Origin of the sequence: Myroides fluvii (assembly GCF_009792295.1) — a bacterium.
GTDB classification, from domain to species: Bacteria; Bacteroidota; Bacteroidia; order Flavobacteriales; family Flavobacteriaceae; genus Flavobacterium; species Flavobacterium fluvii_A.
Map to the genome: position 1 here is coordinate 3,673,888 of NZ_CP039934.1, position 24,143 is coordinate 3,698,030.

Annotated in this window: 20 protein-coding genes and 1 pseudogene; 19 read left to right on the plus strand and 2 right to left on the minus strand. The window is 33.9% G+C overall.

The window, feature by feature from the left end; all coding sequences use genetic code 11:
- Positions 1-68: 68 nt before the first annotated feature.
- Positions 69-902: a universal stress protein gene (locus FBR08_RS16240; protein WP_158963981.1), complete on the minus strand. Its 834-nt coding sequence runs from the start codon at positions 900-902 to the stop codon at positions 69-71.
- A 2,001-nt stretch (positions 903-2,903) separates the two neighbouring features.
- Between FBR08_RS16240 and mnmE the strand changes: the two genes are divergently transcribed.
- The 6 genes from mnmE to FBR08_RS16270 all read left to right on the plus strand — a co-directional run bounded on the left by mnmE (position 2,904) and on the right by FBR08_RS16270 (position 9,229).
- Entirely contained in the window at positions 2,904-4,295 is a 1,392-nt protein-coding gene (gene mnmE, locus FBR08_RS16245; protein ID WP_158963983.1) for a tRNA uridine-5-carboxymethylaminomethyl(34) synthesis GTPase MnmE, read from the plus strand.
- Positions 4,296-4,444: 149 nt separating this feature from the next.
- The gene (locus FBR08_RS16250) at positions 4,445-5,572 is read left to right on the plus strand and encodes a site-specific integrase (protein WP_158963985.1); all 1,128 of its coding nucleotides are present in this window, start codon (positions 4,445-4,447) and stop codon (positions 5,570-5,572) included.
- Between the two features lie 4 nt (positions 5,573-5,576).
- Entirely contained in the window at positions 5,577-6,458 is an 882-nt protein-coding gene (locus FBR08_RS16255; protein WP_158963987.1) for a hypothetical protein, read from the plus strand.
- A gap of 97 nt (positions 6,459-6,555) precedes the next feature.
- Positions 6,556-6,846 (plus strand): helix-turn-helix transcriptional regulator, encoded by a 291-nt coding sequence (locus FBR08_RS16260; protein WP_158963989.1) that lies wholly within the window; start codon positions 6,556-6,558, stop codon positions 6,844-6,846.
- A gap of 57 nt (positions 6,847-6,903) precedes the next feature.
- Positions 6,904-8,130: a VapE domain-containing protein gene (locus FBR08_RS16265; RefSeq protein ID WP_158963991.1), complete on the plus strand. Its 1,227-nt coding sequence runs from the start codon at positions 6,904-6,906 to the stop codon at positions 8,128-8,130.
- 574 nt (positions 8,131-8,704) lie between these two features.
- A complete protein-coding gene (locus FBR08_RS16270) occupies positions 8,705-9,229 on the plus strand; it encodes a hypothetical protein (protein WP_158963993.1) in 525 nt (174 codons plus the stop codon).
- Here FBR08_RS16270 and FBR08_RS16275 read toward each other — a convergent pair.
- Complete coding sequence (locus tag FBR08_RS16275; RefSeq protein WP_158963995.1) at positions 9,226-9,708, minus strand: hypothetical protein; 483 nt, start codon at positions 9,706-9,708, stop codon at positions 9,226-9,228. The genes FBR08_RS16270 and FBR08_RS16275 overlap by 4 nt on opposite strands.
- A gap of 261 nt (positions 9,709-9,969) precedes the next feature.
- Between FBR08_RS16275 and FBR08_RS16280 the strand changes: the two genes are divergently transcribed.
- From FBR08_RS16280 to FBR08_RS16340, 13 genes and pseudogenes are all read left to right on the plus strand, one after another.
- Positions 9,970-10,320, plus strand: coding sequence for a hypothetical protein (locus tag FBR08_RS16280; RefSeq protein ID WP_158963997.1), 351 nt, complete (start codon positions 9,970-9,972; stop codon positions 10,318-10,320).
- Between the two features lie 11 nt (positions 10,321-10,331).
- The gene (locus FBR08_RS16285; protein WP_158963999.1) at positions 10,332-10,568 is read left to right on the plus strand and encodes a DUF7695 domain-containing protein; all 237 of its coding nucleotides are present in this window, start codon (positions 10,332-10,334) and stop codon (positions 10,566-10,568) included.
- Positions 10,569-10,669: 101 nt separating this feature from the next.
- Positions 10,670-10,957 (plus strand): helix-turn-helix domain-containing protein, encoded by a 288-nt coding sequence (locus FBR08_RS16290; RefSeq protein WP_158964001.1) that lies wholly within the window; start codon positions 10,670-10,672, stop codon positions 10,955-10,957.
- A gap of 158 nt (positions 10,958-11,115) precedes the next feature.
- Positions 11,116-11,547, plus strand: a complete 432-nt coding sequence (locus FBR08_RS16295) for a hypothetical protein (protein ID WP_158964003.1) — start codon at positions 11,116-11,118, stop codon at positions 11,545-11,547.
- Positions 11,548-11,865: 318 nt separating this feature from the next.
- Positions 11,866-13,422 carry a type I restriction-modification system subunit M gene (locus FBR08_RS16300; protein WP_158964005.1) on the plus strand — a complete coding sequence of 519 codons (1,557 nt, stop codon included), beginning with the start codon at positions 11,866-11,868 and terminating at the stop codon, positions 13,420-13,422.
- An 11-nt stretch (positions 13,423-13,433) separates the two neighbouring features.
- Positions 13,434-14,456, plus strand: a complete 1,023-nt coding sequence (locus FBR08_RS16305) for a virulence RhuM family protein (protein ID WP_158964007.1) — start codon at positions 13,434-13,436, stop codon at positions 14,454-14,456.
- Positions 14,449-15,627 (plus strand): restriction endonuclease subunit S, encoded by a 1,179-nt coding sequence (locus FBR08_RS16310; RefSeq protein WP_158964009.1) that lies wholly within the window; start codon positions 14,449-14,451, stop codon positions 15,625-15,627. The genes FBR08_RS16305 and FBR08_RS16310 overlap by 8 nt, the downstream gene beginning before the upstream one ends.
- Before the next feature lie 15 nt (positions 15,628-15,642).
- Complete coding sequence (locus tag FBR08_RS16315) at positions 15,643-18,792, plus strand: type I restriction endonuclease subunit R (protein ID WP_158964012.1); 3,150 nt, start codon at positions 15,643-15,645, stop codon at positions 18,790-18,792.
- A gap of 213 nt (positions 18,793-19,005) precedes the next feature.
- Positions 19,006-19,704 (plus strand): hypothetical protein, encoded by a 699-nt coding sequence (locus tag FBR08_RS16320; RefSeq protein ID WP_158964014.1) that lies wholly within the window; start codon positions 19,006-19,008, stop codon positions 19,702-19,704.
- A gap of 72 nt (positions 19,705-19,776) precedes the next feature.
- The gene (locus FBR08_RS16325) at positions 19,777-21,834 is read left to right on the plus strand and encodes an AAA family ATPase (protein WP_233266150.1); all 2,058 of its coding nucleotides are present in this window, start codon (positions 19,777-19,779) and stop codon (positions 21,832-21,834) included.
- Between the two features lie 2 nt (positions 21,835-21,836).
- A complete protein-coding gene (locus FBR08_RS16330; RefSeq protein WP_158964016.1) occupies positions 21,837-23,207 on the plus strand; it encodes a 5-methylcytosine restriction system specificity protein McrC in 1,371 nt (456 codons plus the stop codon).
- A gap of 273 nt (positions 23,208-23,480) precedes the next feature.
- A pseudogene (locus FBR08_RS16335) lies at positions 23,481-23,747 on the plus strand (tyrosine-type recombinase/integrase); the annotation flags it as partial.
- 100 nt (positions 23,748-23,847) lie between these two features.
- Entirely contained in the window at positions 23,848-24,141 is a 294-nt protein-coding gene (locus FBR08_RS16340; protein ID WP_158964018.1) for a type II toxin-antitoxin system HigB family toxin, read from the plus strand.
- Positions 24,142-24,143 lie beyond the last annotated feature (2 nt).

Consider the following 24,143-nt stretch of genomic DNA (forward strand, 5'->3'; position numbering starts at 1 on the left):
TTACAAATATGGAAATGAATCAACAAAAAAAGTCGTAAAGCAACAACTTTACGACTTTTTTTTATTTTTTACTCTTCGTGAAAAGCGATGATTGGCACATGCGTATGATAGCTTAATTTTTTAGTCATGCTCGAAGTAAACAACTTATCCAAGAAACTTCTGTTTCGCTTGACAGAAACAAGTAAGTCAATATTTTCTTTGTCCAAGAAAGTGAATATTTCTTTTTCTACCTCTTTTCCTTCTACAATAGCAAACGTTATTGGATTTCCCTTGTAGTGTTCTAACCAACTATCCACTACTTCTTGTTTGATGCTATCCACATCTTCTACTACGTGAATACACTTAATTGTAGCGTCATAGCCTTTGGCGATTTTCACTAATTTATCTAATACGATTTTATCGCTTGTATTAAATAACGTTGAAAACGCGATGGAATTGATTCCATTAAAAACAGCATCATGTGGTACACTTAACACAGGGGCTTTTAGGGAATTGATGGCGTTAATTGTATTAGACCCCAACAATTTTCTATCCCATCCTGAGTTTCCATTCGTTCCCATTACCACTAAATCAATTTCTTCTTCTTCTACTCTTTTCTTCAAGATGGAGTTTAAGAAACCTTCTTCGAGGATAAAGTTCATAGGAACGTGATCTAAGTTGTTTTCTTTGGCGATATCGCGAATGAAAGGCACTTGATCTTTAAAGTTTTCAAAATTGCTTAATTCTATTGATTTATATACGTCTTGCACCATTACAGGGTTAGCTGTCGCAGAGATTACTGGCATTTCATAAGCGTGTAAAACAAAAAGGGTTGCTTTTTGACTATCCGCCATTTTTAGTGCGTATATTAAAGCATTATTTGCTGTTTCTGAGAAATCTGTTGGGAAAAGTATTTTCTTCATGGTAGTGATAATTTTGATTTCTATAAAGATAAGGAATTAAGATTAACTTTTTAGTTTCCAATACGTAAAAAAACGCAGTATTTATCAGGCTTTTAAATGAAAAAATAGCACTTAAAAATGTGAAAATTGTACAAGTTTTTTGTTAGTTGCTTTTTTGTGAACGTCTGATTTTTCTACAAAGAACAACCCTCACAAGAAAGGTAAAGTTGCTTTTTTGTTTTTTTGTGAAGTTTTGAATCTTCTACAAAGCACAAATCGTAGCGTAGCGAAAATCGAAACGTAGTGAAAATCGAAACGTAGTGAAGATTCATCGAACACTAAAACAAATATAAAATAGGTGAGATATATTCATCGAATACGAAAATAAAATCGAAGCGTAGATTCATCGAATACGAAAATAAAATCGAAGCGTAGATTCATCGAATACCAATACAAAATATAAACCTAATGAGATAAATATTAACCAATGAGATAAACCTCACAAAGTTCCACCCCCTTTCTTTTTTAAAGGGTAAAAAAGAAGCAAAAACCCCTTCAACTAACCCAAATAAGGGTCAAATTAGCTTTCAAGACTGAAAATAAAAGAACTCGCTGCGCTCAAACACCTTTTATTTTTGCAGTCTTTTCAACCATTTGACGCTCCTGATTTGGCTTGCGTTGGGTTTAGATCTTCGTTTATCAGCGATCGTTCATCAACAATCAACAGTCAACCCTCACCACCTCACCCTGTCAACCACCAACCAACAATCAACCTACTAACCAATTCCCCACTTCTCTTTCTTTTTTAAGGGGTAAAAAAGAAGCAAAAACCCCTTCAACTAACCCAAATAAGGGTCAAATTTGCTTTCAAGACTGAAAATAAAAGAACTCGCTGCGCTCAAACACCTTTTATTTTTGCAGTCTTTTCAACCATTTGACGCTCCTGATTTGGCTTACGTTGGGTTTAGATCTTAGTTTATCAGGTGATTGTTCATCAACAGTCAACAATCATCACCTCACCACCTCATCATCTCACCACCTCATCACCTCATCACCTCATCACCTCACCCTGTCAACCACCAACCACCAACCAACAATCAACCTACTAACCAATTCCCCAATTCTCTTTCTTTTTTAAAGGGTAAAAAAGAAGCAAAAACCCCTTCAACTAACCCAAATAAGGGTCAAATTAGCTTTCAAGACTGAAAATAAAAGAACTCGCTGCGCTCAAACACCTTTTATTTTTGCAGTCTTTTCAACCATTTGACGCTCCTGATTTGGCTTGCGTTGGGTTTAGATTTTCGTTTATCAGCGATCGTTTATCAACAGTCAACAATCACCAACTCACCATCTCATCATCTCACCCTGTCAACCACCAACCAACAATCAACCTACTAACCAATTCCCCACTTTTCTTTCTTTTTTAAGGGGTAAAAAAGAAGCAAAAAACCCTTCAACTAACCCAAATAAGGGTCAAATTTGCTTTCAAGACTGAAAATAAAAGAACTCGCTACGCTCAAACACCTTTTATTTTTGCAGTCTTTTCAACCATTTGACGCTCCTGATTTGGCTTGCGTTGGGTTTAGATCTTCGTTTATCAGCGATCGTTCATCAACAGTCAACCCTCAACAATCAACAGTCAACCCTCACCACCTCACCATCTCACCACCAACCAACAATCAACCTACTAACCAATTCCCCACTTCTCTTTCTTTTTTAAGGGGTAAAAAAGAAGCAAAAACCCCTTCAACTAACCCAAATAAGGGTCAAATTTGCTTTCAAGACTGAAAATAAAAGAACTCGCTACGCTCAAACACCTTTTATTTTTGCAGTCTTTTCAACCATTTGACGCTCCTGATTTGGCTTGCGTTGGGTTTAGATTTTCGTTTATCAGCGATCGTTCATCAACAGTCAACCCTCAACAATCACCCCTCACCACCTCATCATCTCACCACCTCACCACCTCATCATCTCACAACATAAATGAATAAATAGTATCTTTGTACATATTTAGATAGACCAATGATATTACAAGATACTATTGTTGCTTTGGCTACTCCTTCGGGTGCTGGGGCAGTTGCGATTATACGTGTATCGGGAAAGGATGCGATTAGCTTGGTTAATGGCATCTTTCAATCGATTAAGAACAAAGATTTGACGAAACAAAAGACGCATACGCTTCACTTAGGCCATATTGTCGATGGGGAACGCGTATTGGATCAGGTCTTGGTTTCTGTATTCAAAAACCCACACTCGTATACGGGGGAAGATACGATTGAGATTTCGTGTCACGGATCGACCTTCATTCAGCAGCAGATTATTCAACTGTGCTTGCGCAAAGGGGCTAAAATGGCCCAACCGGGTGAATTTACCATGCGCGCTTTTTTAAATGGAAAATTGGATTTGTCTCAAGCGGAGGCCGTAGCGGATTTAATTGCTTCGGATAATGAGGCGAGTCACCAAATTGCCATGCAGCAAATGCGCGGTGGCTTCTCTAACGAAATTGCACTTTTGCGTGAACAACTCCTCAACTTTGCTTCTCTTATTGAGCTAGAACTGGATTTCTCGGAAGAGGATGTGGAATTTGCTGATCGCACGCAATTTAAAGCACTTATTGACCGTATTGAGTTCGTCCTCAAACGCTTAATCGATTCTTTTGCCGTTGGAAATGTAATCAAAAACGGAATTCCCGTGGCTATTGTTGGGGAACCCAACGTGGGAAAATCGACCTTGTTAAATGCTTTACTCAACGAGGAACGCGCCATTGTTTCTGATATTGCAGGAACTACACGTGATACGATTGAGGATGAATTGGTGATCGACGGAATTGGATTCCGCTTTATTGATACGGCTGGAATTCGCGAAACAAAAGACGTCGTAGAAAGTATCGGTATTCAAAAGACTTTCGAAAAAATTGAAGCTGCTCAGGTAGTCATCTACTTGATTGACGGCGGAAAATTGACGACTCAATCCATCGATCAAATCAACGTAGAACTGGAGAAATTAAAGAATAAATACCCGCTGAAACCACTCCTCGTCGTGTGTAACAAACAGGATCTTCTCACTCCTGAACAAATCGACGTTTTTCAATCGAAAATTGAAAATTTAATGTTGATGTCCGCCAAAGCAAATCTCGGCATTGACGAGCTGAAACAAACGCTATTAGGTTTTGTAAATACGGGTGCTCTACGCAATAATGAAACAATCGTAACGAATACTCGTCACTACGATTCGCTGCTCAAAGCTTTAGAGGAAATCGAAAAGGTGAAATGGGGCTTACAAACGAATCTCTCCGCCGATCTGATGGCTATCGATATTCGTCAAGCACTCTACTTCTTCGGAGAAATTACGGGTCAAGTAACGAATGATGAACTGTTGGGGAATATTTTTGCTAATTTTTGTATCGGTAAATAAGTTACGTTTCCGTTGTTAAGATATACTTTCTTTTAATTGACTATCAGCAAATTAAAACTGATAGTCTTTTCTTTTACGTTCTTTTCTTAGTATATTCGTTGCTACAAATTCATCACATATTTTAGATATGTAGCAAATGTCATCACATAATGAAAATCACACTAAGAGAACGTCTATTACCCAGTGGTAAGATTAACCTATCTATCGAATACTATAAAGGTACCATACTCCAACCGAACGGCAAACGCAAAACGGTTAGAGATTATGAAAACTTAAAGCTATTCTTACACAGCGAACCTAAAAATCCTAGTGAAAGAAAAGAGAATAAAGAAACCCTGGCACTTGCCAAACAAATCTTAGCTATTCGAGAAGCGGAGTTTTACCAAGGTCGCTTTGAACTAAAGAATACGACTAAAGGTAAAATCCCCTTTTTAGACTACTTTCAGGAGAAAACGGAGGAGAAATCCGATAGTCCCAAAAACTACGGCAATTGGACAGCTACCCTAATTCATCTAAAGCGATGCATCTCCCCTAACACTATCTTTGATGATGTTGATGAAAAGTTTATAAAACGTGTGCGTACTTATTTTGATAAAGAAGCCCGTACTAAGAGTGATCTTCCTTTATCACTTAACTCTAAATATTCCTACTTCAACAAGTTTAAGGCCTGTTTGCGCGCAGCCTTTGATGAGGGCTACTTAGCTCTAAATTATGCAGCTAAAATCAAGTCATTTGAACAGGCTGAGAGCCAACGAGAATACCTCACGTTTAATGAAGTACAACAATTAGCCAATACGGAATGTAAATATGAAGTTTTAAAACGCGCGTTCTTATTCTCTTGCCTTACTGGTTTGCGATGGTCAGATATCCACAACATGACCTGGTCTGAAGTTCGCGATGAAGATGATTCAAGTCGGGTAAACTTCAGACAAGAGAAAACCGATGGCGTTGAGTATCTATACATTTCTACTCAAGCTCGAGAGCTATTAGGAGAACGCAAAGGCAATCGAGATCGAGTGTTTATTGGCTTGCGGTACTCAGCTGTTTATAACAACGCTATTGTGCTGTGGTGCAATAAGGCTGGGATATCCAAGCATATTACTTTTCATAGTGCCAGACATACAAACGCGGTACTTTTACTTGAGAATGGAGCGGATATTTATACGGTTTCCAAACGCTTAGGACATCGTGAAATACGCACTACTGCAATCTATGCTAAGATTGTAGATGAGAAAATGAAAGAAGCTTCTAATTTAATTCCAGAACTAAACTTTTAAGATTATGACAATATTTTTAATCACAACGGCAACTATATTATTTACCTGTTTACTACTAAACTTCGGACAGTATTATTTCAAAAAGATCTATCCTTATTTACTAGGACAAACAGTGATTTGGGACAAACAAAACGACCGCCTAAAACTTATACTTGGGTTAACTACACTCTTTTTCGCTTATTTCTCTTTTCAAAGTATTTGGGTGGCTGGAACTGTTTTTGAAGAACTAAACCTTGTACTATACGCTATTCTATTAGTTAGTAACATTCTATTTTACGTTATCTACATCCAAAATAAAATATTATTCAATACACCCTCTTTGACAACTGATTCGGATGAAAAGAAAAAGATAGAAGAGCAAATTAAAGAGCAAATCGCCCAGGAACAAGAAGATATTCGCTTTGAACAAAAAGTAAAAGAATACCAGAAGAAAATTAAAGCAACTATTGATTTTATCAAAGGAGAAGGCAATAAGTCAATTAATCTCTATTCTAATTTAACTTCACACAAAACACAAGAGAACAATTTTACTAGCAATTCATTTACTTTTAAAAATATAGACGATGAAAAGTCAAAAAAAATCGCTGAAGAATATCTCCCATATTTTAATAATGACATTTCTACTCTAAGTTTGTTTGTTAGTAACCCATTAGGTGCTGACTTAGCATTAAATTGCATATATACAAGCAGAAATAGACAAGTTTCTTATATAAAAATTTTCGAACTACTAAATACAATTTGTGCGGAAGATATATTAGATCTATTTGAAGAAGAACGAAGTAAAATGTGTCATTTTATTGTACGTAAATTCAAAAGAAATGGGAAATCTATTGATCAAAACAACTTAAAAACAGCTTTTTCGAAATGGAGAACAAAAAACGGATAAAGTAATCGACTATAAAACAGTAAATTACCTTTTTCCTTATTTTATTTTTCTTTCTAATACTACACCTTTGCTTTCATAATCCTAAAAACAGAAAGCAATGGAAAATCAAATTATTCTAGAAAAGTTAAATCGATTAGAGCGATTAATTGTTGATTCAACAAAAGAAATACTTAATGTGGAGGATCTAATCAACTACACAGGCTTTACACGCTCGCACATATACAAACTTGTGCATAAAAATGTCATCCCCTATTCAAAACCAAACGGTAAATTTCTATTCTTTTTGAAGTCCGAAATTGATGAATGGCTACTTCAGAATAAAAGTCAATCTGTTTCTCAAATAGAGCAACAAGCCTTGGAATACACCTTTAAAAACAGAAAAAAATAAAGCGTTCAAAATTGCCCTTTGAACGCTTCAGATTACTATTGTCTCACTCCTAAGAGTATGCTGCAAATATACGCATTATACTCTTATCAATCAACTATTTATTTAATGGAAGAAGCAAGCGTATATGACGTATCATCACGCAAGGATTCGGTGTATGATAAAATTCACGAAGAACTCAGCAAGTACTTTACAATTAAGTTTAACGAAATATCCTTGGAGTTTGAAATTTTTAGTCGAAACTCAAGCAGCTCACTTGAATTCAACGAATCTTCTCTATTGATCCACTTGCACAGAGAAAAGCTAAATGTCAGTCCACAGGCTCTAAAAACATATTTAAAAAGCCATTTCATCGAGCGATATAATCCGATTATCGATTACTTTGAAGAATTACCTACTTGGGATGGCAAAGATTATATTAAACAATACGCTTCTTATGTCAATACAGATGACAATGCACTCTTTGCTCATCACTTAACGAAATGGGCCGTTCGTGCTGTAAAAACAGTCATTCACCCGGAACAGATCAACAAGCATTGTTTAATCTTGGGAAATGGAGAACAAAATGCGGGTAAATCTACCTACTTAGAGAACCTTTGTCCTAAACCACTAAAGCGTTACTACTATGAAAATATAGGAGTTAGCAAAGATGATCGCATCAAGTTATGCAAAGCGTTTATCATCAACATTGAAGAGTTGGATATCCTGGGTAAATACGATATCAATTCCATCAAATCAATTATCTCTCAAACTACGGTCAATGAACGCCTACCGTATGCTGAGAAGTCCTCCCTACTCTATCGCATTTGCAGTTTTGTTGGCAGTACAAATAAACTTGAATTTCTAAATGACGAAACTGGCAGCGTACGCTGGATTGTATTTGATGTGCTGGGTAGAATCAATTTTGCCTATAGTCAAGAGTGTAATATAGATCACTTTTGGGCACAAGCCTATCATATCTATAAACACCAGCCTTCATTTAAATCAGATCTCTCTGTTGAAGAAGTGATGGCTAATGAAAAGAGAAATGAACGGTTTACAATTCAAACGGTTGAGAGTGAATTTGTTCTGCGATTCTATGAATCTAGTCAAGATATAGAAGATTTTAGAACAGCCACTGAGATTATAACAGAGCTTTCAGTTATGGGACATAAACTAAACCACAAACAAATTGGAACGGCATTAAGAAAACATGGATTTAATCGAATTAAACATGCAAAAAGACAGGTGTATGGTTATTTGGCTAAGGCCAAATTTAAAGACTCTCCTTGGGGTTTTAAAGAGTAATTGCTCCATACTCTAATTTATCTTACCTACTTACCTAAAGACTTATATTGATTTGATTTACAATCATTTACTTAGGTAGGTAAGATAATTTTCTACTTACCTATTTACTGTTATTTAGGTAAGAAGGTAGCTCAAAAAACAACTTACCTTTAACTATACCTAACTAATAATCAATTAATTAAGAGCCTTAGGTAATTAGGTAAGTAAAAAACTGATTTTAGAGCAGATGATAAATTGTAGCGAAGCAAAAAAGTCAAAAGAGAGTCATCTTGAAATTTAGTAGATAAGTTCTTTGGGAACAAAACAACAGGATAAATTAAAGGAAAACAGCACTCCTTATTCTTTCCTCTTAGCTTACCAATTTCTTGCTATTTTTTCTTTTCCTCCGAATTCCTTTTCTAGGCAGAAAACACTTCTATGAAATAGAGCAAGACGGCGTCGTACAAAAGTTCGACCCAACTTGCCCATTCGGGAGGTAATCGATTAAAAATCAATTAATTGTAACTTAAGATCATAAATTAAGAACTTACACACAGTAGTCTAAACACAGTAACAACATAAAATACAAGCACTTATGAGTAACCACACCCGAAAAACAGTCAAAATATACAGTGAAACTTATAAACACTTAGAACAGCTATCCAAAGAAACGGGCAAGCCTATTTTACATATCGTGAGCACGATTGTCAATACATTTATAGCCAATGATTTTATCCAAGATTTGGATTTAGAAGCCAAAACAAAACCCATCAATTATCGGGAGCTGCTAACGAACTCCTTACAGGAACAAAAAAAGGAAATAGCAGATTTAATGAAAGAGCGAACCAATATGATTATTGGATTTATAAAAACACTCGATAAAAAAGTAGAAGGAACCCGACGTGATATTATATTCAAAGTAGATCCAGACGATGATACCCTTTCTCACCCTCTAGAGTTTCACTATGATTTCGTCATCAGGAACTTGATTTTACTTTTACAGTCGTGCCAGTTGAATCAGGATGCTTTTGTTGAAAAACTACGTACACTTGTTAGTAGAGATGAATATGAATTCTTTATTACAAGTTATAATGCAGTGATGTCAAAGCGAATCAACTAAAGGTGATAGGATTCAGACAAACGAAAACAAAATGCAGTGTATTTTTCTTTTGATACGAATTTATCCTCTAAAGAAACAGAATCGTACACACACTTAAAAACAATCTCATACACCAAGTACAACAACGCATCTGATACTTCATTTTTATAAACAAATGCATATCCATCTTTTGCTAAATCAAAATCAACAATTCCTATAGACTCGGGATATACGCCAAATACAGCTTTGGCCATAACAACTTGGTGCAGCTCTCTATTTAAAGTGTATTGGAGTACTTGGGTCTTTGCATTAGAATCTAAATTTTGAAGTGCTTGATGAATTTGCAAGAGCCAATAGGGAGAAACTTGATACTTCAACAGCAAGGGTATGCTTTGAATAAAATCTGCTGACAAGGCCAAATGATCATTATGATCAAAAGCAACCGTTGAGCGATTAAATAAAAGTTGATTGAGTATAGGTAATAAAGGAATGGTGTTCATAGCCAAATAAAAAGGCGCGGAACTAAGATCAATCGGAAACGGAGGTACTAGGATACCTTACACCACGACGACTCAGCCCACGCCAGTAAAAGGCACGGGCGTAAGTCTGTCGCTTTTTGGTGTATTGAGAAGATTCCTAGTTTTCCGTTACCAAAACGACAGCTCACGCTTGTTTATAATATTTTCAAATACAAATGTAGAGAATATCTACTTAATTCAAACAGACAATCCTTATCTTAGAAAAGAAAAAAATCAAATACTATGCAAGCAAAACAATACATCAACAATTGGTTTCTGGAAAATAATCCAAATGCGACAATACACACAAATGCGGTTTTAAGTGAAATAAAAGAACAATTATCTCATTTAGGTTCCAAAGCTCAAAGAATTATGTTATCTGAATTCCTGAGCTCTCACTATAGCAATTCGCTTTACAACCAGGTGGAAGAAATACTCTTAGACAATCATCCTTCTCTTTCTCAAGAATGGAAAAACCTCGGTATCTTTACTTCGGAAGTTACGACACTGGTTTTAAACATTGAAAAAGACAACTACGCTTTAGATATCAATCTAATAGAACATTATATTTCAACTTATTGTACAGACAATTAAACAACTAGCTTATGGATGATTTTATGAAACAACTTCAAGCGGATAGAAAGCTCAGCCCTGAAGAGGAGGCTAAATTTGCAGAAATTGATCGCTTGTATCGAGATAAAGGACTGGCTAAGAATCAACGGATGTGTCCTAAATGTTTAGAGATATTAACTTCTACTCATAATCATGATTTTGTTCGATGTGGATGTGGGTATATGGGGATTGATGGTGGGGATTATATTCGGATTAGTGTATTTTATTGATTTTATTATCCGTTCATTATTCAGTGTTTATCCTGATGAAATTATTAAAAGTTTCTTTGTTAAGAAACTTTTGTATTTTTAGGTCTTTAAATCAGCTGACTATGAAAACATATCCTTTAGATCAACTCATCGATGAACAAATAGGTCCTATTGGAACACCTAAACGCGACTTGTTTGAATCTAAAATTCAATTTGAATTAATAGGTGCCAAAATTAGAATCCTCCGAAAACAAAAAGGGTTAACCCAAGCTCAACTGGGTGAATTGGTTGGGGTTCAAAAAGCTCAAATATCTAAAATAGAAAAGAGCACCGCGAATGTAAAGATTATTACTGTATTTAAAGTATTGAATGCTTTGGGGGCTAAATTGACTTGGGAGATAACTGAATAACATCATCACCAAGAATAATACTTTTTCTAACAAAAACAACATAGTAACCCTAAAGAATAGAATAATTTGACCTTTTTTATAAAGCAATGTCAAATTAGATACACTATAATCTAATTGAGTACATGAAACAACTGCAATAGTAACTTAAAATAAATAACATGAAATTAAAAATAGATGAAGGACTAGACCCATCCCGAGTATTCACATTAATTCCCAAATTAAAGAAATTATTCAGACCAATTAAAGTTCAAAATAACAGTGAGTTTATAGATAAATTGTTGAAGAAACCTTTTGAAATTCTAGATATAATAAGTGAATCATATATACTTGAAGGTCATGAAGATTTTCATTTACATTGCATTCTTTATAGTAATATTCCTATTTACTTCAGTGCTGCAATTGGAGATGGAGCAAATTGTTGGATAGGCGGTGAAAAACCGAATGGTGAAAGTTTATATGATGTTGATGACAGACAGGGGTTGATTGATACTTTGGAAAGTTTAAATTTACCCAAGACAATAATTTTTACTGAAGTAATACTAACACAAGATATTGAGGGCTCGGAATGTGAATTCAAGTACAAAATCTAAGATTAGAACATGAAGCCTTTGATTAATTTGTAGTCTCCAATTCAAGTAAAGGATGACCCCAAAATCATCAGATTTGTTTTTTATTAAATTTAAAATAGAACAACTAAATGAAAAACATACTAGATCAAAATATAATATGCTCTGGCTGTAAATTGATCTTATTAGTTGAATAACTTTCCTTTGTTTTCTAATGGTTCCCTATATTATTAGCTGTATATTTAGCCTTTGAATTTTATTTATTTTTTCAAAATAAAACTCACTTAATAAAGGTAGCCCATGGCAAACCCATAAATAAAGCAAATCAGATTTTTATTACAAATGACAAGAGAACAAGAGCGTGACGAATTACACCGTGCCATATGGCAGATTGCTAATGATTTAAGAGGAAGTGTTGATGGATGGGATTTTAAATCCTATGTTTTAGGGATTTTATTTTATCGTTTTATCTCAGAAAATTTAACAACACATATCAATAAAGCAGAATGGGAAACAGGGAATACTGATTTCGATTTCGCGAAACTTTCAGATGAAAATGCCGAATTTGGTAGAACAGATACCGTTTCTGAAAAAGGTTTTTTTATTCTCCCTTCCGAATTATTCCAAAACGTACAAAAAAATGCTGAGAACAATCCAAATTTAAATGTGGATTTACATCGCATTTTTAAAGATATCGAATCCTCAGCTAACGGCACCGAAAGTGAAGATGATTTAAAAGGACTGTTTGACGATGTGGATGTGAACAGCAACAAATTAGGAGGAACAGTTGAACAACGTAATACACGTTTAGCTAAAATACTAAACGCAATTGCTGGACTCAAACTAGGTGATTACCAAGATAATAATATTGATGCTTTCGGTGATGCTTATGAGTACCTGATGACCATGTATGCTAGTAATGCAGGTAAATCAGGTGGTGAGTTTTTTACACCTCAGGAGGTTTCTGAGTTATTAGCTGAAATTACAGTTGTCGGTAAAACAGAAGTAAATAAAGTGTATGATCCTGCATGTGGTTCAGGTTCTTTGTTATTAAAGTTTGCCAAAGTATTGGGTAAAGACAATGTGCGCCAAGGCTTTTATGGTCAAGAAACCAATATTACAACCTATAACCTTTGTCGTATCAATATGTTTTTGCACGATATTAATTTCGAGAAATTTAATATCGCACATGGCGATACCTTGATGGATCCAATGCATTGGGACGACGAACCGTTTGACGCCATTGTTTCTAATCCACCGTATTCTATTAAATGGGACGGTGATGCCAATCCACTATTGATTAACGATCCTCGTTTTGCACCTGCTGGCGTTTTAGCTCCTAAATCTAAAGCTGATTTAGCGTTTACCATGCACATGCTTTCGTGGTTAGCAACTTCTGGAACGGCGGCTATTGTTGAATTTCCTGGGGTATTGTACCGTGGTGGTGCAGAACAAAAAATTCGTAAATACTTAATTGATAACAATTATGTTGATACAGTAATTCAATTACCGCCCGACTTATTCTTTGGTACAACCATAGCTACTTGTATTATCGTTTTAAAGAAAAGTAAAAAAGATAATGCAACCTTGTTTATTGATGCTTCTGCCGAATTTGTGCGTGGAGGAAATAAGAATAAATTATCGGACGACAACCGCAAAAAGATTTTAAATACATTTATTTCTCGAGAAAGTGTCGATCATTTTGCACGTTTAGTACAAAACAGTGAGATTGCAGAGAACGATTACAATATTGCTGTAAGTAGCTATGTAGAACAAGAAGATACTACAGAGAAAATAAACATTGTAGAATTAAATCAGCGCATTAAAGATATTGTAATAAAGCAACAAGAGTTACGCATGGCTATTGATGCTATTGTGAATGATTTAGAAAATAAATAAAAGCTGAAGTTATGAATAAAGAATTACAGTTTTTAATATACAATACACCACAGTTCAATACCAAGATTAATGTGGTGGTAAAGGACGAAACCATTTGGCTTACACAAAAGGCGATGGCAGAGCTTTTTGATGTTAAGGTACCTGCAATCAGTAAGCATTTAAAAAACATTTTTGAAGAAGGCGAACTTGACGAAGAACTGGTTATTTCCAAAATGGAAACAACCACTCCACATGGCGCTATTGCAGAAAAAACACAAACAAAAGAAACCAATTTCTATAATCTTGATGCGATTATTTCTGTTGGTTATCGCGTAAATTCTTCAAAAGCAACTCAATTCCGTATTTGGGCAACCAATACTTTAAAAGAGTTTATAACCAAAGGTTTTGTCATAGATGATGAACGTTTAAAACAAGGTAAAACGGCTTTTGGAAAAGATTATTTTCGTGAACTACTAGATAGAGTTCGCTCGATTCGTGCGAGTGAACGAAGAGTGTACCAGCAAATTACCGATATTTTTGCTGAGTGCAGTATCGATTATAATCCGCAATCAGAAATTACCAAGAACTTCTATGCTATGGTACAAAATAAATTTCATTTTGCTATAACAGGCCATACAGCAGCCGAAATTATTTATAAAAAAGCTGATGCACAGAAGGAAAATATGGGCTTAATTACATGGAAAAATGCACCGGATGGGCGTATTTTAAAATTAGACACTTCGGTAGCTAAAAATTATCTGGAAGAAAAAGAAATTAAACAGCTTGAACGTACCGTAACCTCTTACTTTGATTATATCGAAAATTTAATTGAGCGCGAAAACACCTTTACCATGGAAAGTTTAGCAAACAGTGTAGATAAGTTTTTAAATTTTAATGAATTTAAAGTATTGGAAGGTAAAGAAACAAAATCGCATAAACAAGCTATTGCTAAGGCAGAAAAAGAATACGACTGGTTTAACAAAACCCAAAAAATAGTCTCGGACTTTGACAAAGAAATTAAAAAACTAACCCAAAAAGGAAAAAATAATGAGTAAGATAGAAAATTTGATTGCGCAGTATTGTCCTGATGGGGTGGAATATAAAAAGCTTGGTGAAATTTGTCAAAACATTTCTACAGGCAAGTTAAATGCAAATGCTATGGTCGAAAATGGTAGATATCCATTTTTCACTTGTGATTCTAAACCTTATAAAATAGATGAATATAAATTTGATACCGAAGCTATTTTAGTTTCTGGAAATGGCAGTCAAGTGGGGCATGTCAACTATTATAAAGGAAGATTTAATGCATATCAAAGAACATACGTTTTAAGTGAATTTCTAGAAGTAAATATTTGGTATATCTATTTTTATTTTAAACAATATCTAAGAGAATATATATTTATACATTCTAAAAAAGGATCAATACCTTATATTACTCTTCCAATGTTGAAGAACTTTCGAATCCCGATTCCACCACTTCCTTTACAAAAAGAAATAGTACGCATTCTCGACAAGTTTACTGAGCTGGAGGCTGAGCTGGAGGCTGAGCTGGAGGCGCGTACGCACCAATATGATTACTATCGTAATCAAATGCTTTCGTTTGAAGGAAAAAATGTGGAGTGGAAAGCATTAGGGAATATTGGTGAGTTGGTAAGAGGTAACGGACTACCCAAAACGGATTTCACTGAAAGTGGCGTACCTGCTATTCATTACGGTCAAATATATACTTATTATGGCATCTTTACTTCAAAAACAATTTCTTTTGTTTCTACAGAAACTGCAAAAAAACTACGAAAAGTTAATTGTGGAGATGTTGTAATAACTAATACCAGTGAAAATTTAGAAGATGTAGGAAAAGCCGTTGTATATCTTGGAGATAAACAAGCTGTTACTGGCGGTCATGCTACGATTTTTAAACCTTCAAAAGATATCATAGGGAAATTCTTCGCCTATTTTACTCAAACAGCTCATTTTTCAAAACAAAAAAGAGTTTATGCAAAAGGTACAAAAGTTATTGATGTTTCAGCAAAAGATATGGCTAAAATATTAATTCCCATCCCACCAATAGAAGAACAAGAACGCATCGTATCTATTTTAGACAAATTTGATGCATTAGTCAATGATATTTCTACAGGATTGCCAGCAGAGATACAAGCACGCAGACAACAATATGAGTATTATAGAGAAAAATTATTAACGTTTGAGCCAATAGCTGTGGCTCAGTAAATCGAATGTAAGCATATGGCAACCAATTATAACCTTATTTCGGAAAACTCAGAATCTACTGTCGTTTCAGAATACACTACCGAATATAAAAGAGATGTAAAATATCAATCCGAAGCCGAATTAGAAAAAGCTTTTATTGAATTGCTTCAAAAGCAAGCCTATGAGTTTTTGCCTATTACAAGCAATCAGCAATTGGTAGATAACCTGCGCGCACAGTTAGAAAAACTCAATGAGTATCAGTTTACAGAAAAAGAATGGAAACAATTTTTTGAAGGTAAACTGTCTAACCCCAACAGCAATATCGAAGATAAAACCCGATTAATTCAAGAAGATTATATTCAGGCTTTAGAATGCGAAGATGGTTCGTTGCGCAATATTTATCTCATTGATAAAAAGAATATTCACAACAATCTGCTTCAAGTCATCAATCAGTACGAAACAGCTGAAGGGAAACGTGCCAATCGCTATGATGTTACCGTTTTGGTCAATGGTTTGCCTATGGTGCATATCGAACTAAAAAAACGTGGTGTTTCGCTACAAGAAGCCTTTAACCAGATCAATCGTTATGAAAGGGAATCGTTTTGGGCAGATAGTGGTTTGTTTCAATTTGTACAGTTGTTTGTTATTTCAAATGGCACATTAACCAAGTATTATAGCAATACTACACGTTATACGCATTTAAAAGAAAAGGAGAGACAAGGTTCAAAGAAATCAAAAACTAGTAATAGCTACGAGTTTACTTCCTGGTGGGCAGATGGTAGTAATAACCCTATTTTAGATTTAATGGATTTTGGAAAAACCTTTTTTGCCAAACATTCTATTTTAAATATCATTACCAAATATTGTGTGTTTACTTCGGATAAGTTGTTGCTAGTCATGCGACCTTATCAAATTGTAGCAACCGAACGCATTTTACTGAAAATCAATGTTTCTAATAACTATAAAAAATATGGAACCATTGATGCAGGCGGATACATATGGCACACAACAGGTTCAGGAAAAACCTTAACTTCCTTCAAAACGGCACAGTTAGCAAGTAAATTGCCTTTTATTGAAAAAGTAATCTTTGTAGTTGATCGCAAAGATTTGGATTACCAGACAATGAAAGAATATGATAAGTTTGAAAGAGGTGCGGCTAATAGTAACACCAATACAGCAGTCCTAAAGAAACAATTAGATGATCCGAATGCAAGGATTATTATTACAACAATTCAAAAGCTGTCGATTTTAATTAAGAAACAGAAAAATCATCGTATTTATGGCAAACCTGTCGTCTTTATATTTGATGAGTGCCACCGATCACAATTTGGTGATATGCACGAATCGATTACCAATGCATTTAAGAAATACTTTCTCTTTGGTTTTACAGGAACACCTATTTTTGCAAAAAATTCGAACAGCGGAGGAAAACCACATTTAAAAACGACCGTTCAGGCGTTTGGTTGTTATGGACACGGCAATCCAATAAATTGTCCTGAAACCAGTCATCAATCGGCTATTCATACCTATACGATTGTTGATGCAATATCCGATAAAAATGTATTGCCTTTCCGAGTAGATTATATCCGTACAATAAAAGAAAAAGAAGACATAACAGACCAAAAAGTTAGAGATATTGATCGCGAAAAAATTCTATTATCACCTCAATACATCGCTAATAATGTAGGCTATATTCTAGAACATTTCGATCAAAAAACAATGCGCAACTCTAAGCCGTATTACATGACTACACTTGCCAACGTGCATGAAGTGTCGTCGGCAAAAGATCGCAACAAGATCGAAGAAATCAAGGAAAAAATAAGGCTGAGCGGATTTAATTCCATCTTTGCGGTTTCTTCTATTGATGCTGCTAAGTTGTATTATGAAGAGTTTAAACGTCAGCAAAAAGAAGTCCCAGAATTACGCAAATTAAAAATCGCTACGATATTCAGCTTTGGACAAAATGATGCGGAAGAAGATGGTGTTGAAGATGAAAATTCAGAATCAACAGAAGGGTTGAGTGCATCGCATCGTGATTTCTTAGATCATGCTATCATCGATTATAATTTGGAATTTAAAACCAATTATGATACATCATCAGATAAATTTCAAAACTATTACAAAGATGTTTCGCTACGCATGAAGAATCGAGAAATCGATTTGCTAATTGTAGTAAATATGTTTTTAACTGGTTTTGATGCGACTACTTTGAATACACTTTGGGTGGATAAGAACTTGCGTATGCACGGTTTATTACAAGCTTTTTCAAGAACCAATCGAATTCTAAATTCTATTAAGACTTTTGGAAATATCGTTTGTTTCCGAAACTTGGAAGAGAATACCAACGAAGCTTTAGCACTTTTTGGAAATAGAGATGCTGGTGGAATTGTATTGCTGAAAACCTTTGATGAATATTATTACGGTTATAATGATGGCAAAAAAGATATTAAAGGTTATGAAGAATTAGCTCAAGAACTATTGGAAAGATTTCCAATAGGTGTACATATTCTTGGAGAGGAAGCTCAAAAAGAGTTTATTCGGCTATATGGAGCTCTTTTAAAACTGAAAAACATTCTGAATTCTTTTGATGATTTTGCTGGAAAAGAAATTCTATCAGACCGAGATTTTCAAGATTACCACAGTATGTACATCGAATTGTACAATCAATTTAGAGGTCAAAGCGGTGGCGATCGTGAAAATGTAGTAGACGATATTGAATTCGAAATGGAGTTGATTAAACAGGTAGAAATCAATATCGACTATATCCTGATGCTTATCCGTAAATACTACGAAAGTAATATGAAGGACAAAGAGATTATCGTCAATATTCAAAAGGCTATCGACTCTAGTATTGATTTGAGAAACAAAAAAGAGTTAATTGAAAAGTTTGTCGATTCGCTAACACCATCATCTAATGTAGATGAAGACTGGCAGAACTATGTAAAAGAACAAAAAGAAGCTGAACTAAATAAGATCATTGCAGAAGAAGGCTTAAAAGAAGAAGAAACCAAAACCTTCGTTGATAATTCTTTCAAGAATGGTGAAATACAATCTGCAGGAACTTCATTTGCAGGCATCCTCCCTCCTGTTTCTAGATTCTCCCCGACAGGTGATTTAGCTAAGAAAAAGGAAACGGTATTGGAGAAATTGAAAGCTTATTTCGATCGTTTTTTTAATATAAGTTAAAGGAAAATCATTAATAAAATGAGACTTTAAGTGATCGAAAAAATCACTTTTTACCATTATTCAAATATAACTTATCATAATTTACAGCCTTCGAATTGAAGGCTTTTTTCTTTTTATACTCAGAATTATATACGCTTCACATTTTTCTTTTAGTTTCTTATGTTTTGTTTTGATATTTTTACGTTAAAATATATCACTTTACTTAACAAAAACATGTATAAAAATTTAGACGAATTAATTGAAAAATACAAATCAATTACCAGTAATAACTCTCATTTAACTAATAATATTCAAGAAATCATACAGAGAGGAATAACTTTTCAGTATGATGAAAACGAAACAGACGCAAATCTTCTTTTTCTTGGAATGAATCCTTCATTTGGAGGAGATGTAATTGATGGAATATTTCCTTGGACAAAAGAGTTTTCTAAAGATTTAAATTATTTCAAACCCTTTTTCAGTATTGAAGAACAGTTAAAGAATGAGTATCAAATAGACTTAAAGTGGACTCATTTTGATCTTTTTGTTTTCAGGGAAACGAAGCAAGCTCGAATCGAAAATATTTTTATGAGCAATGAAGAAGGGCGTGTTTTTCTTTTTCAACAGCTTGAGGTTCTAAAAGAAAGGCTATTACGTACAAAACCAAAAGTAATTGTGGCAAGTAATGCTTTGATAAGAACCTTTTTAGGTATGAATAGACACCATGATAAAAATGGTAATGAAGTTGGTGTTTGGTTAGGAGACTGGATCAAATTTGAGTTTGATAAAACTATCGGAACACATGTTATATCTGAGCCTATAGAATTAAAGGGAACTAAGATTTTCTTTACAAGTATGCTTAGTGGACAGAGAGCCTTAGATTTAGGCACAAGAGAGCGTTTGGTATGGCATATTGCAGAAGTGTTGAAGTAAACTTTTCAACTTTTTATAAGAATCAATTGTGTGAATCTATCAACATAAATGAAATTTTAATAAGAATCGATAATGGAAGAATTAGAGAAAAAAGCATGGAAAGAAGCATTGGAATATGCCTTTGAACAAGCTGATAAAAATCCTTGGGACAAGAGTCAAAATTATAGAGATTATGCGATAGAGCATGCAGGTAAATTATATCCGAATAAAATTATCTATAATTATGCTTTAGATTTTCTTTCAACTAATTATCAAACCATTTATGACAATGAAAACAAAAATAATCCTGGTGTTGGAAAAAAGATGAATACTTACTTGGAAAGCAAAGGAGCTAATGCAATAACTCTAAATCAAGCGATGGACTCTAATGTGAATTATTGGCTCTATCAACCTGGTGAAAATGCACGTCTTTGGAATGAATTTTATGAGAAATCTATTATTGGACTAGGCTGGGATGATTTAGGAGATTTATCATTATATATATCAAAAGACGATATTGTTAAAGAACTCCAAGCGATATACCAAACAGAATCTTCTAAAAAGAATGATGCAACAGCCAATTGGGATTTTTGCCAAAACATGCAAATTGGCGATATTGTACTAATAAAGAAAGGCAAGCGAAAACTTTTAGGATATGGTGAAGTTATATCTGATTATATTTTCGATGCTGAACGTGAAGAATATGCGAGTATCAGAAATGTAAAATGGATCAAAAAAGGTGAATGGGATATAGATTTCGATTTAGTTTTAAAAACACTAACGATAATAACAGATTATGACTCTGATGTTTTAAAAGGACAAAAATACTATCAATACCTACTATCAATCATGAATGGCAATATAAACAGAGTGAATTCTGAGCGAATAAACCTCATAAACTATAAGAAACAAATCATTCTCCAAGGTCCTCCAGGCACTGGGAAAACAAGAGAAGCCAAATTGATAGCTATAGAAATGCTGAACTTGCAAGATGTAAAAGACTTAGAAGGGAACGATCAATTTAAATTAATACAGTTTCACCCTAGTTACACCTACGAAGATTTTGTAAGGGGAATTGTCTCCAAACCTAACGAAGATGGAGATGGAATTATTTATGAAGCTGAAAATAAATTATTAGCTGACTTTGCTCAAAAAGCATTAGATAATTATTTTGAATCTAATAAAATAAATGTAGTTATTCATGAAGACAGTTCAATCTTTGAGGCCTTTATTGAAAATATTAAAGATGAGCTAGCGCAAAACGAACATCATAAATATGATATAACTGAAGCTGTTTATCTTTTTTCAGCAGACGAAACACGTTTTAAATATAAAGGGGATAATTGGGTTGCACATAGTAAGGGATTAAATATGAAATTTTCTGAATTAAAGAAAATTATTGATTCAGGAGCAACCGAACGTCAAGATATTAAGAAAATGACAGATGTTGAAGAATTAACTCGTCAGCATGCAACTTATTTTATTAAGATTGTTGAAAAATATTATACTTTCAAACAAACATTTAAAGACTCCATTCCATTTCAACATCGTACTGAATTAAAGAACTATGTGTTAATTATTGATGAAATCAATCGAGCTAACCTTTCCTCTGTCTTAGGTGAATTAATTTATGCTTTAGAATATCGTGGAGAAGCGGTTGAGAGTATGTATGCAGTTGATAATGATAACAAATTAGTATTACCTCCAAACCTTTACATTATTGGTACCATGAATACAGCCGATCGTTCGGTTGGTCATATCGATTATGCCATTCGCAGAAGGTTTGCTTTTGTGGATGTACTGCCAAAAAACTTAACTTCGGAATTAGGAAATCGTTTTGAACTAGCGAAGTTTGCGAAAGTTGCTTCGTTATTTGTTAAGGATTATAACTCTGAAATAGATTATAATAATGATGCTACTGTAATTGAAAGATCGGAACATTTAACTCATGATTTTGATCCTAAGGATGTGTGGCTTGGTCATTCTTACTTCATGAAACAATATAATAAAGATGTTAACAGAGATGAAATAGAAGAAAATTCGATTGATTTTAACCTAAGAATAAAATATGAAATTAAACCAATTCTAGAAGAATATATCAAAGATGGTATATTAAAAGAAACGGCAAGAGAGATCATTAATTCTTTATAAGTATGCTCAAGATATCTGAACATTTCGAATATTATCACGAAAAAAAAGTACATTGGGAACGTTTTAATGCTGTTTCACAAAAGGAACAGTATTGTTCTGGTGAAATTCTAGAAGATTCTATTCACTTTCAATCCAACAAAGATTCATTATGCGCCTCTATTTCCTTTTTTAGGGACGTAGAAAGCATGAGTGTAAATTCTTGTGCCATAAAATCTACCTATTATATAGGGTTAGATCGGTTTCCTAAACTAGAGTTGAATGTTTATATAGAACCTAAAATTAATGATGTCCTAAAAGTTGATTATATTCAAATGCTGATAGAAGCCTTAACAGATTCAGAAAACTTTGATCATTTAGAAGGGTTAACTCAAACTAAATGGGAAGAGCCGTGGATTGAAATCGAAACGACACAGCAGCTATTATTAACCCCTTTTCTCTTAGCTCAATACTTAGCTATAGTAAAAAGCATGGTGAAAAAAGGACTCAAAAAGTCCTATTATACTGTTACAGCTAATTTGACTAATCGTGTAAAAGGTAAAGTTTTGGTTGGACAGCAGATCAAACAAAATATTCTTAAAAATAGACTTACCAAAACAGTTTGTCAATATCAAGAATTTGGTTATGATACAGAGGTAAACCAATTTCTAAAATTTGTACTTCAAAAAATATCATCCTTACTGAATGACTATCGCTCTAATAAAGAGTTTTCAAACAACTTACACGAATTGTTAGTCTTCAACCAAGGAGCTTTTCAACAAATTAGCAATCAATCATTTAGAGAATTAAAATATAAAGAAAACAATCCGTTCTATAGAAATTATAACAAGGCCATTGAATTAGGTAATCAGATATTAAAATTGATAGACAATAATATTTCAAAACCTACTCAAATAAATAAAGTAAAATATCCTCCATTTTGGATTGACATGAGTAAGCTCTTTGAGTTGTATACATTTAAGAAACTACGTGAACAATTTCCAAATGAAGGAGAAGTAAAATACCATTTTAAAGTCAATCGACAAGAACCAGATTTTATTTTAAATACGAATTGCGGTCTTAAAGCAGTTGTAGATGCAAAGTACAAACCTAGATACAAAAAAGGAAATCCATCAATGGAAGACGCAAGACAACTAGCTGGATATACCAGATTAAATACAATCTATAAAGAATTAGGAATTAATGATGATAATATAATACCGGCGTATTTTATATACCCAAAGGATATGCTAATTGAAAAGGTTGGAGACGAATCGGCTGAAATAAATTTTGATAACAGCATTGATAGTGATGTTTTTCCTTTCTTTCATACACCAAGGAAATCGAGTACCTATAGACAAATGTATTTGCAAGAGATAGAATTGATAAACGTTTAAATTATAATTTTAACTCACCACATCTGCATCACATAATTACTATAACTAATTATAAATCAAGCGATATAAGATATTGTATCGGGAAATAACCTGTCTTTTTAATACTTTTATTTGGTTTGAAATACTTTAAAAACCAAATAATTAAGTGTTAAATATCTTTATAAAATGTCCTTATTTTCTATATTTAGTAACCCATTTGTACCCCACTTTAAAATTATGTGGTACAAATGGGTTACTAAATGAGTTTCCCTAACCTCATCACTAAATCAACTCGTTTTTACTAATCTTAAATACTCTGCTATTTACAATAATGAAATTGTCCGTTGGTGTAACCGGGCAGGTATTCACAAGCATATTACCTTCCATAGTGCGAGACATACTAATGCAGTACTGCTCTTAGAGAATGGAGCGGATATTTACACGGTTTCCAAGCGTTTAGGACATCGTGAGATTAGAACGACTCAAGTCTATGCCAAGATCATTGATAGTAAAATGAAAGAGGCCTCTGAGCTTATTCCTGAGCTTAAGTTTGGGTTTTAAACTGAGGGGTTGATTACATCTTAGAGAATAACTCAATAAAACATTTAAAAAAAGTTCCCGAATTGGGAAATATATTATAACTTTGTATAAATTATTTTAATTGAGAGTAATAGCGATGAAAACGTTACGTGTGTTTTGGACAAAACATGCAGACAGTGAGCAACAATTAAAGGCTTGGTATCAAGAGGCAGAAAAAGCAACTTGGAAAAATAGTAATGAAATAAAGGCCGAATATCCAAGCGCAAGTATATTAGACGATAATAGAATATGTTTTAATATTAAAGGAAATCATTACCGATTAATTGTCAAGATAAACTTTGGGCATCAAATGATGTGGATTCGCTTTATAGGGACCCACGCAGAATATGATAAAATTAATGCTAATACCATTTAAAT

What these genes read in the sequence shown, in the direction of transcription:
- FBR08_RS16250 (WP_158963985.1), top strand. Translation starts at nt 4,445, where the DNA reads ATGAAAATCACACTAAGAGAACGTCTATTACCCAGTGGTAAGATTAAC.
- FBR08_RS16325 (WP_233266150.1), top strand. Translation starts at nt 19,777, where the DNA reads ATGGAAGAATTAGAGAAAAAAGCATGGAAAGAAGCATTGGAATATGCC.
- FBR08_RS16255 (WP_158963987.1), top strand. Translation starts at nt 5,577, where the DNA reads ATGACAATATTTTTAATCACAACGGCAACTATATTATTTACCTGTTTA.
- FBR08_RS16305 (WP_158964007.1), top strand. Translation starts at nt 13,434, where the DNA reads ATGAATAAAGAATTACAGTTTTTAATATACAATACACCACAGTTCAAT.
- FBR08_RS16315 (WP_158964012.1), top strand. Translation starts at nt 15,643, where the DNA reads ATGGCAACCAATTATAACCTTATTTCGGAAAACTCAGAATCTACTGTC.
- FBR08_RS16330 (WP_158964016.1), top strand. Translation starts at nt 21,837, where the DNA reads ATGCTCAAGATATCTGAACATTTCGAATATTATCACGAAAAAAAAGTA.
- FBR08_RS16270 (WP_158963993.1), top strand. Translation starts at nt 8,705, where the DNA reads ATGAGTAACCACACCCGAAAAACAGTCAAAATATACAGTGAAACTTAT.
- FBR08_RS16320 (WP_158964014.1), top strand. Translation starts at nt 19,006, where the DNA reads ATGTATAAAAATTTAGACGAATTAATTGAAAAATACAAATCAATTACC.
- FBR08_RS16290 (WP_158964001.1), top strand. Translation starts at nt 10,670, where the DNA reads ATGAAAACATATCCTTTAGATCAACTCATCGATGAACAAATAGGTCCT.
- FBR08_RS16300 (WP_158964005.1), top strand. Translation starts at nt 11,866, where the DNA reads ATGACAAGAGAACAAGAGCGTGACGAATTACACCGTGCCATATGGCAG.
- FBR08_RS16310 (WP_158964009.1), top strand. Translation starts at nt 14,449, where the DNA reads ATGAGTAAGATAGAAAATTTGATTGCGCAGTATTGTCCTGATGGGGTG.
- FBR08_RS16265 (WP_158963991.1), top strand. Translation starts at nt 6,904, where the DNA reads ATGCTGCAAATATACGCATTATACTCTTATCAATCAACTATTTATTTA.
- FBR08_RS16260 (WP_158963989.1), top strand. Translation starts at nt 6,556, where the DNA reads ATGGAAAATCAAATTATTCTAGAAAAGTTAAATCGATTAGAGCGATTA.
- mnmE (WP_158963983.1), top strand. Translation starts at nt 2,904, where the DNA reads ATGATATTACAAGATACTATTGTTGCTTTGGCTACTCCTTCGGGTGCT.
- FBR08_RS16240 (WP_158963981.1), bottom strand. Translation starts at nt 902, where the DNA reads ATGAAGAAAATACTTTTCCCAACAGATTTCTCAGAAACAGCAAATAAT.
- FBR08_RS16280 (WP_158963997.1), top strand. Translation starts at nt 9,970, where the DNA reads ATGCAAGCAAAACAATACATCAACAATTGGTTTCTGGAAAATAATCCA.
- FBR08_RS16275 (WP_158963995.1), bottom strand. Translation starts at nt 9,708, where the DNA reads ATGAACACCATTCCTTTATTACCTATACTCAATCAACTTTTATTTAAT.
- FBR08_RS16295 (WP_158964003.1), top strand. Translation starts at nt 11,116, where the DNA reads ATGAAATTAAAAATAGATGAAGGACTAGACCCATCCCGAGTATTCACA.
- FBR08_RS16285 (WP_158963999.1), top strand. Translation starts at nt 10,332, where the DNA reads ATGGATGATTTTATGAAACAACTTCAAGCGGATAGAAAGCTCAGCCCT.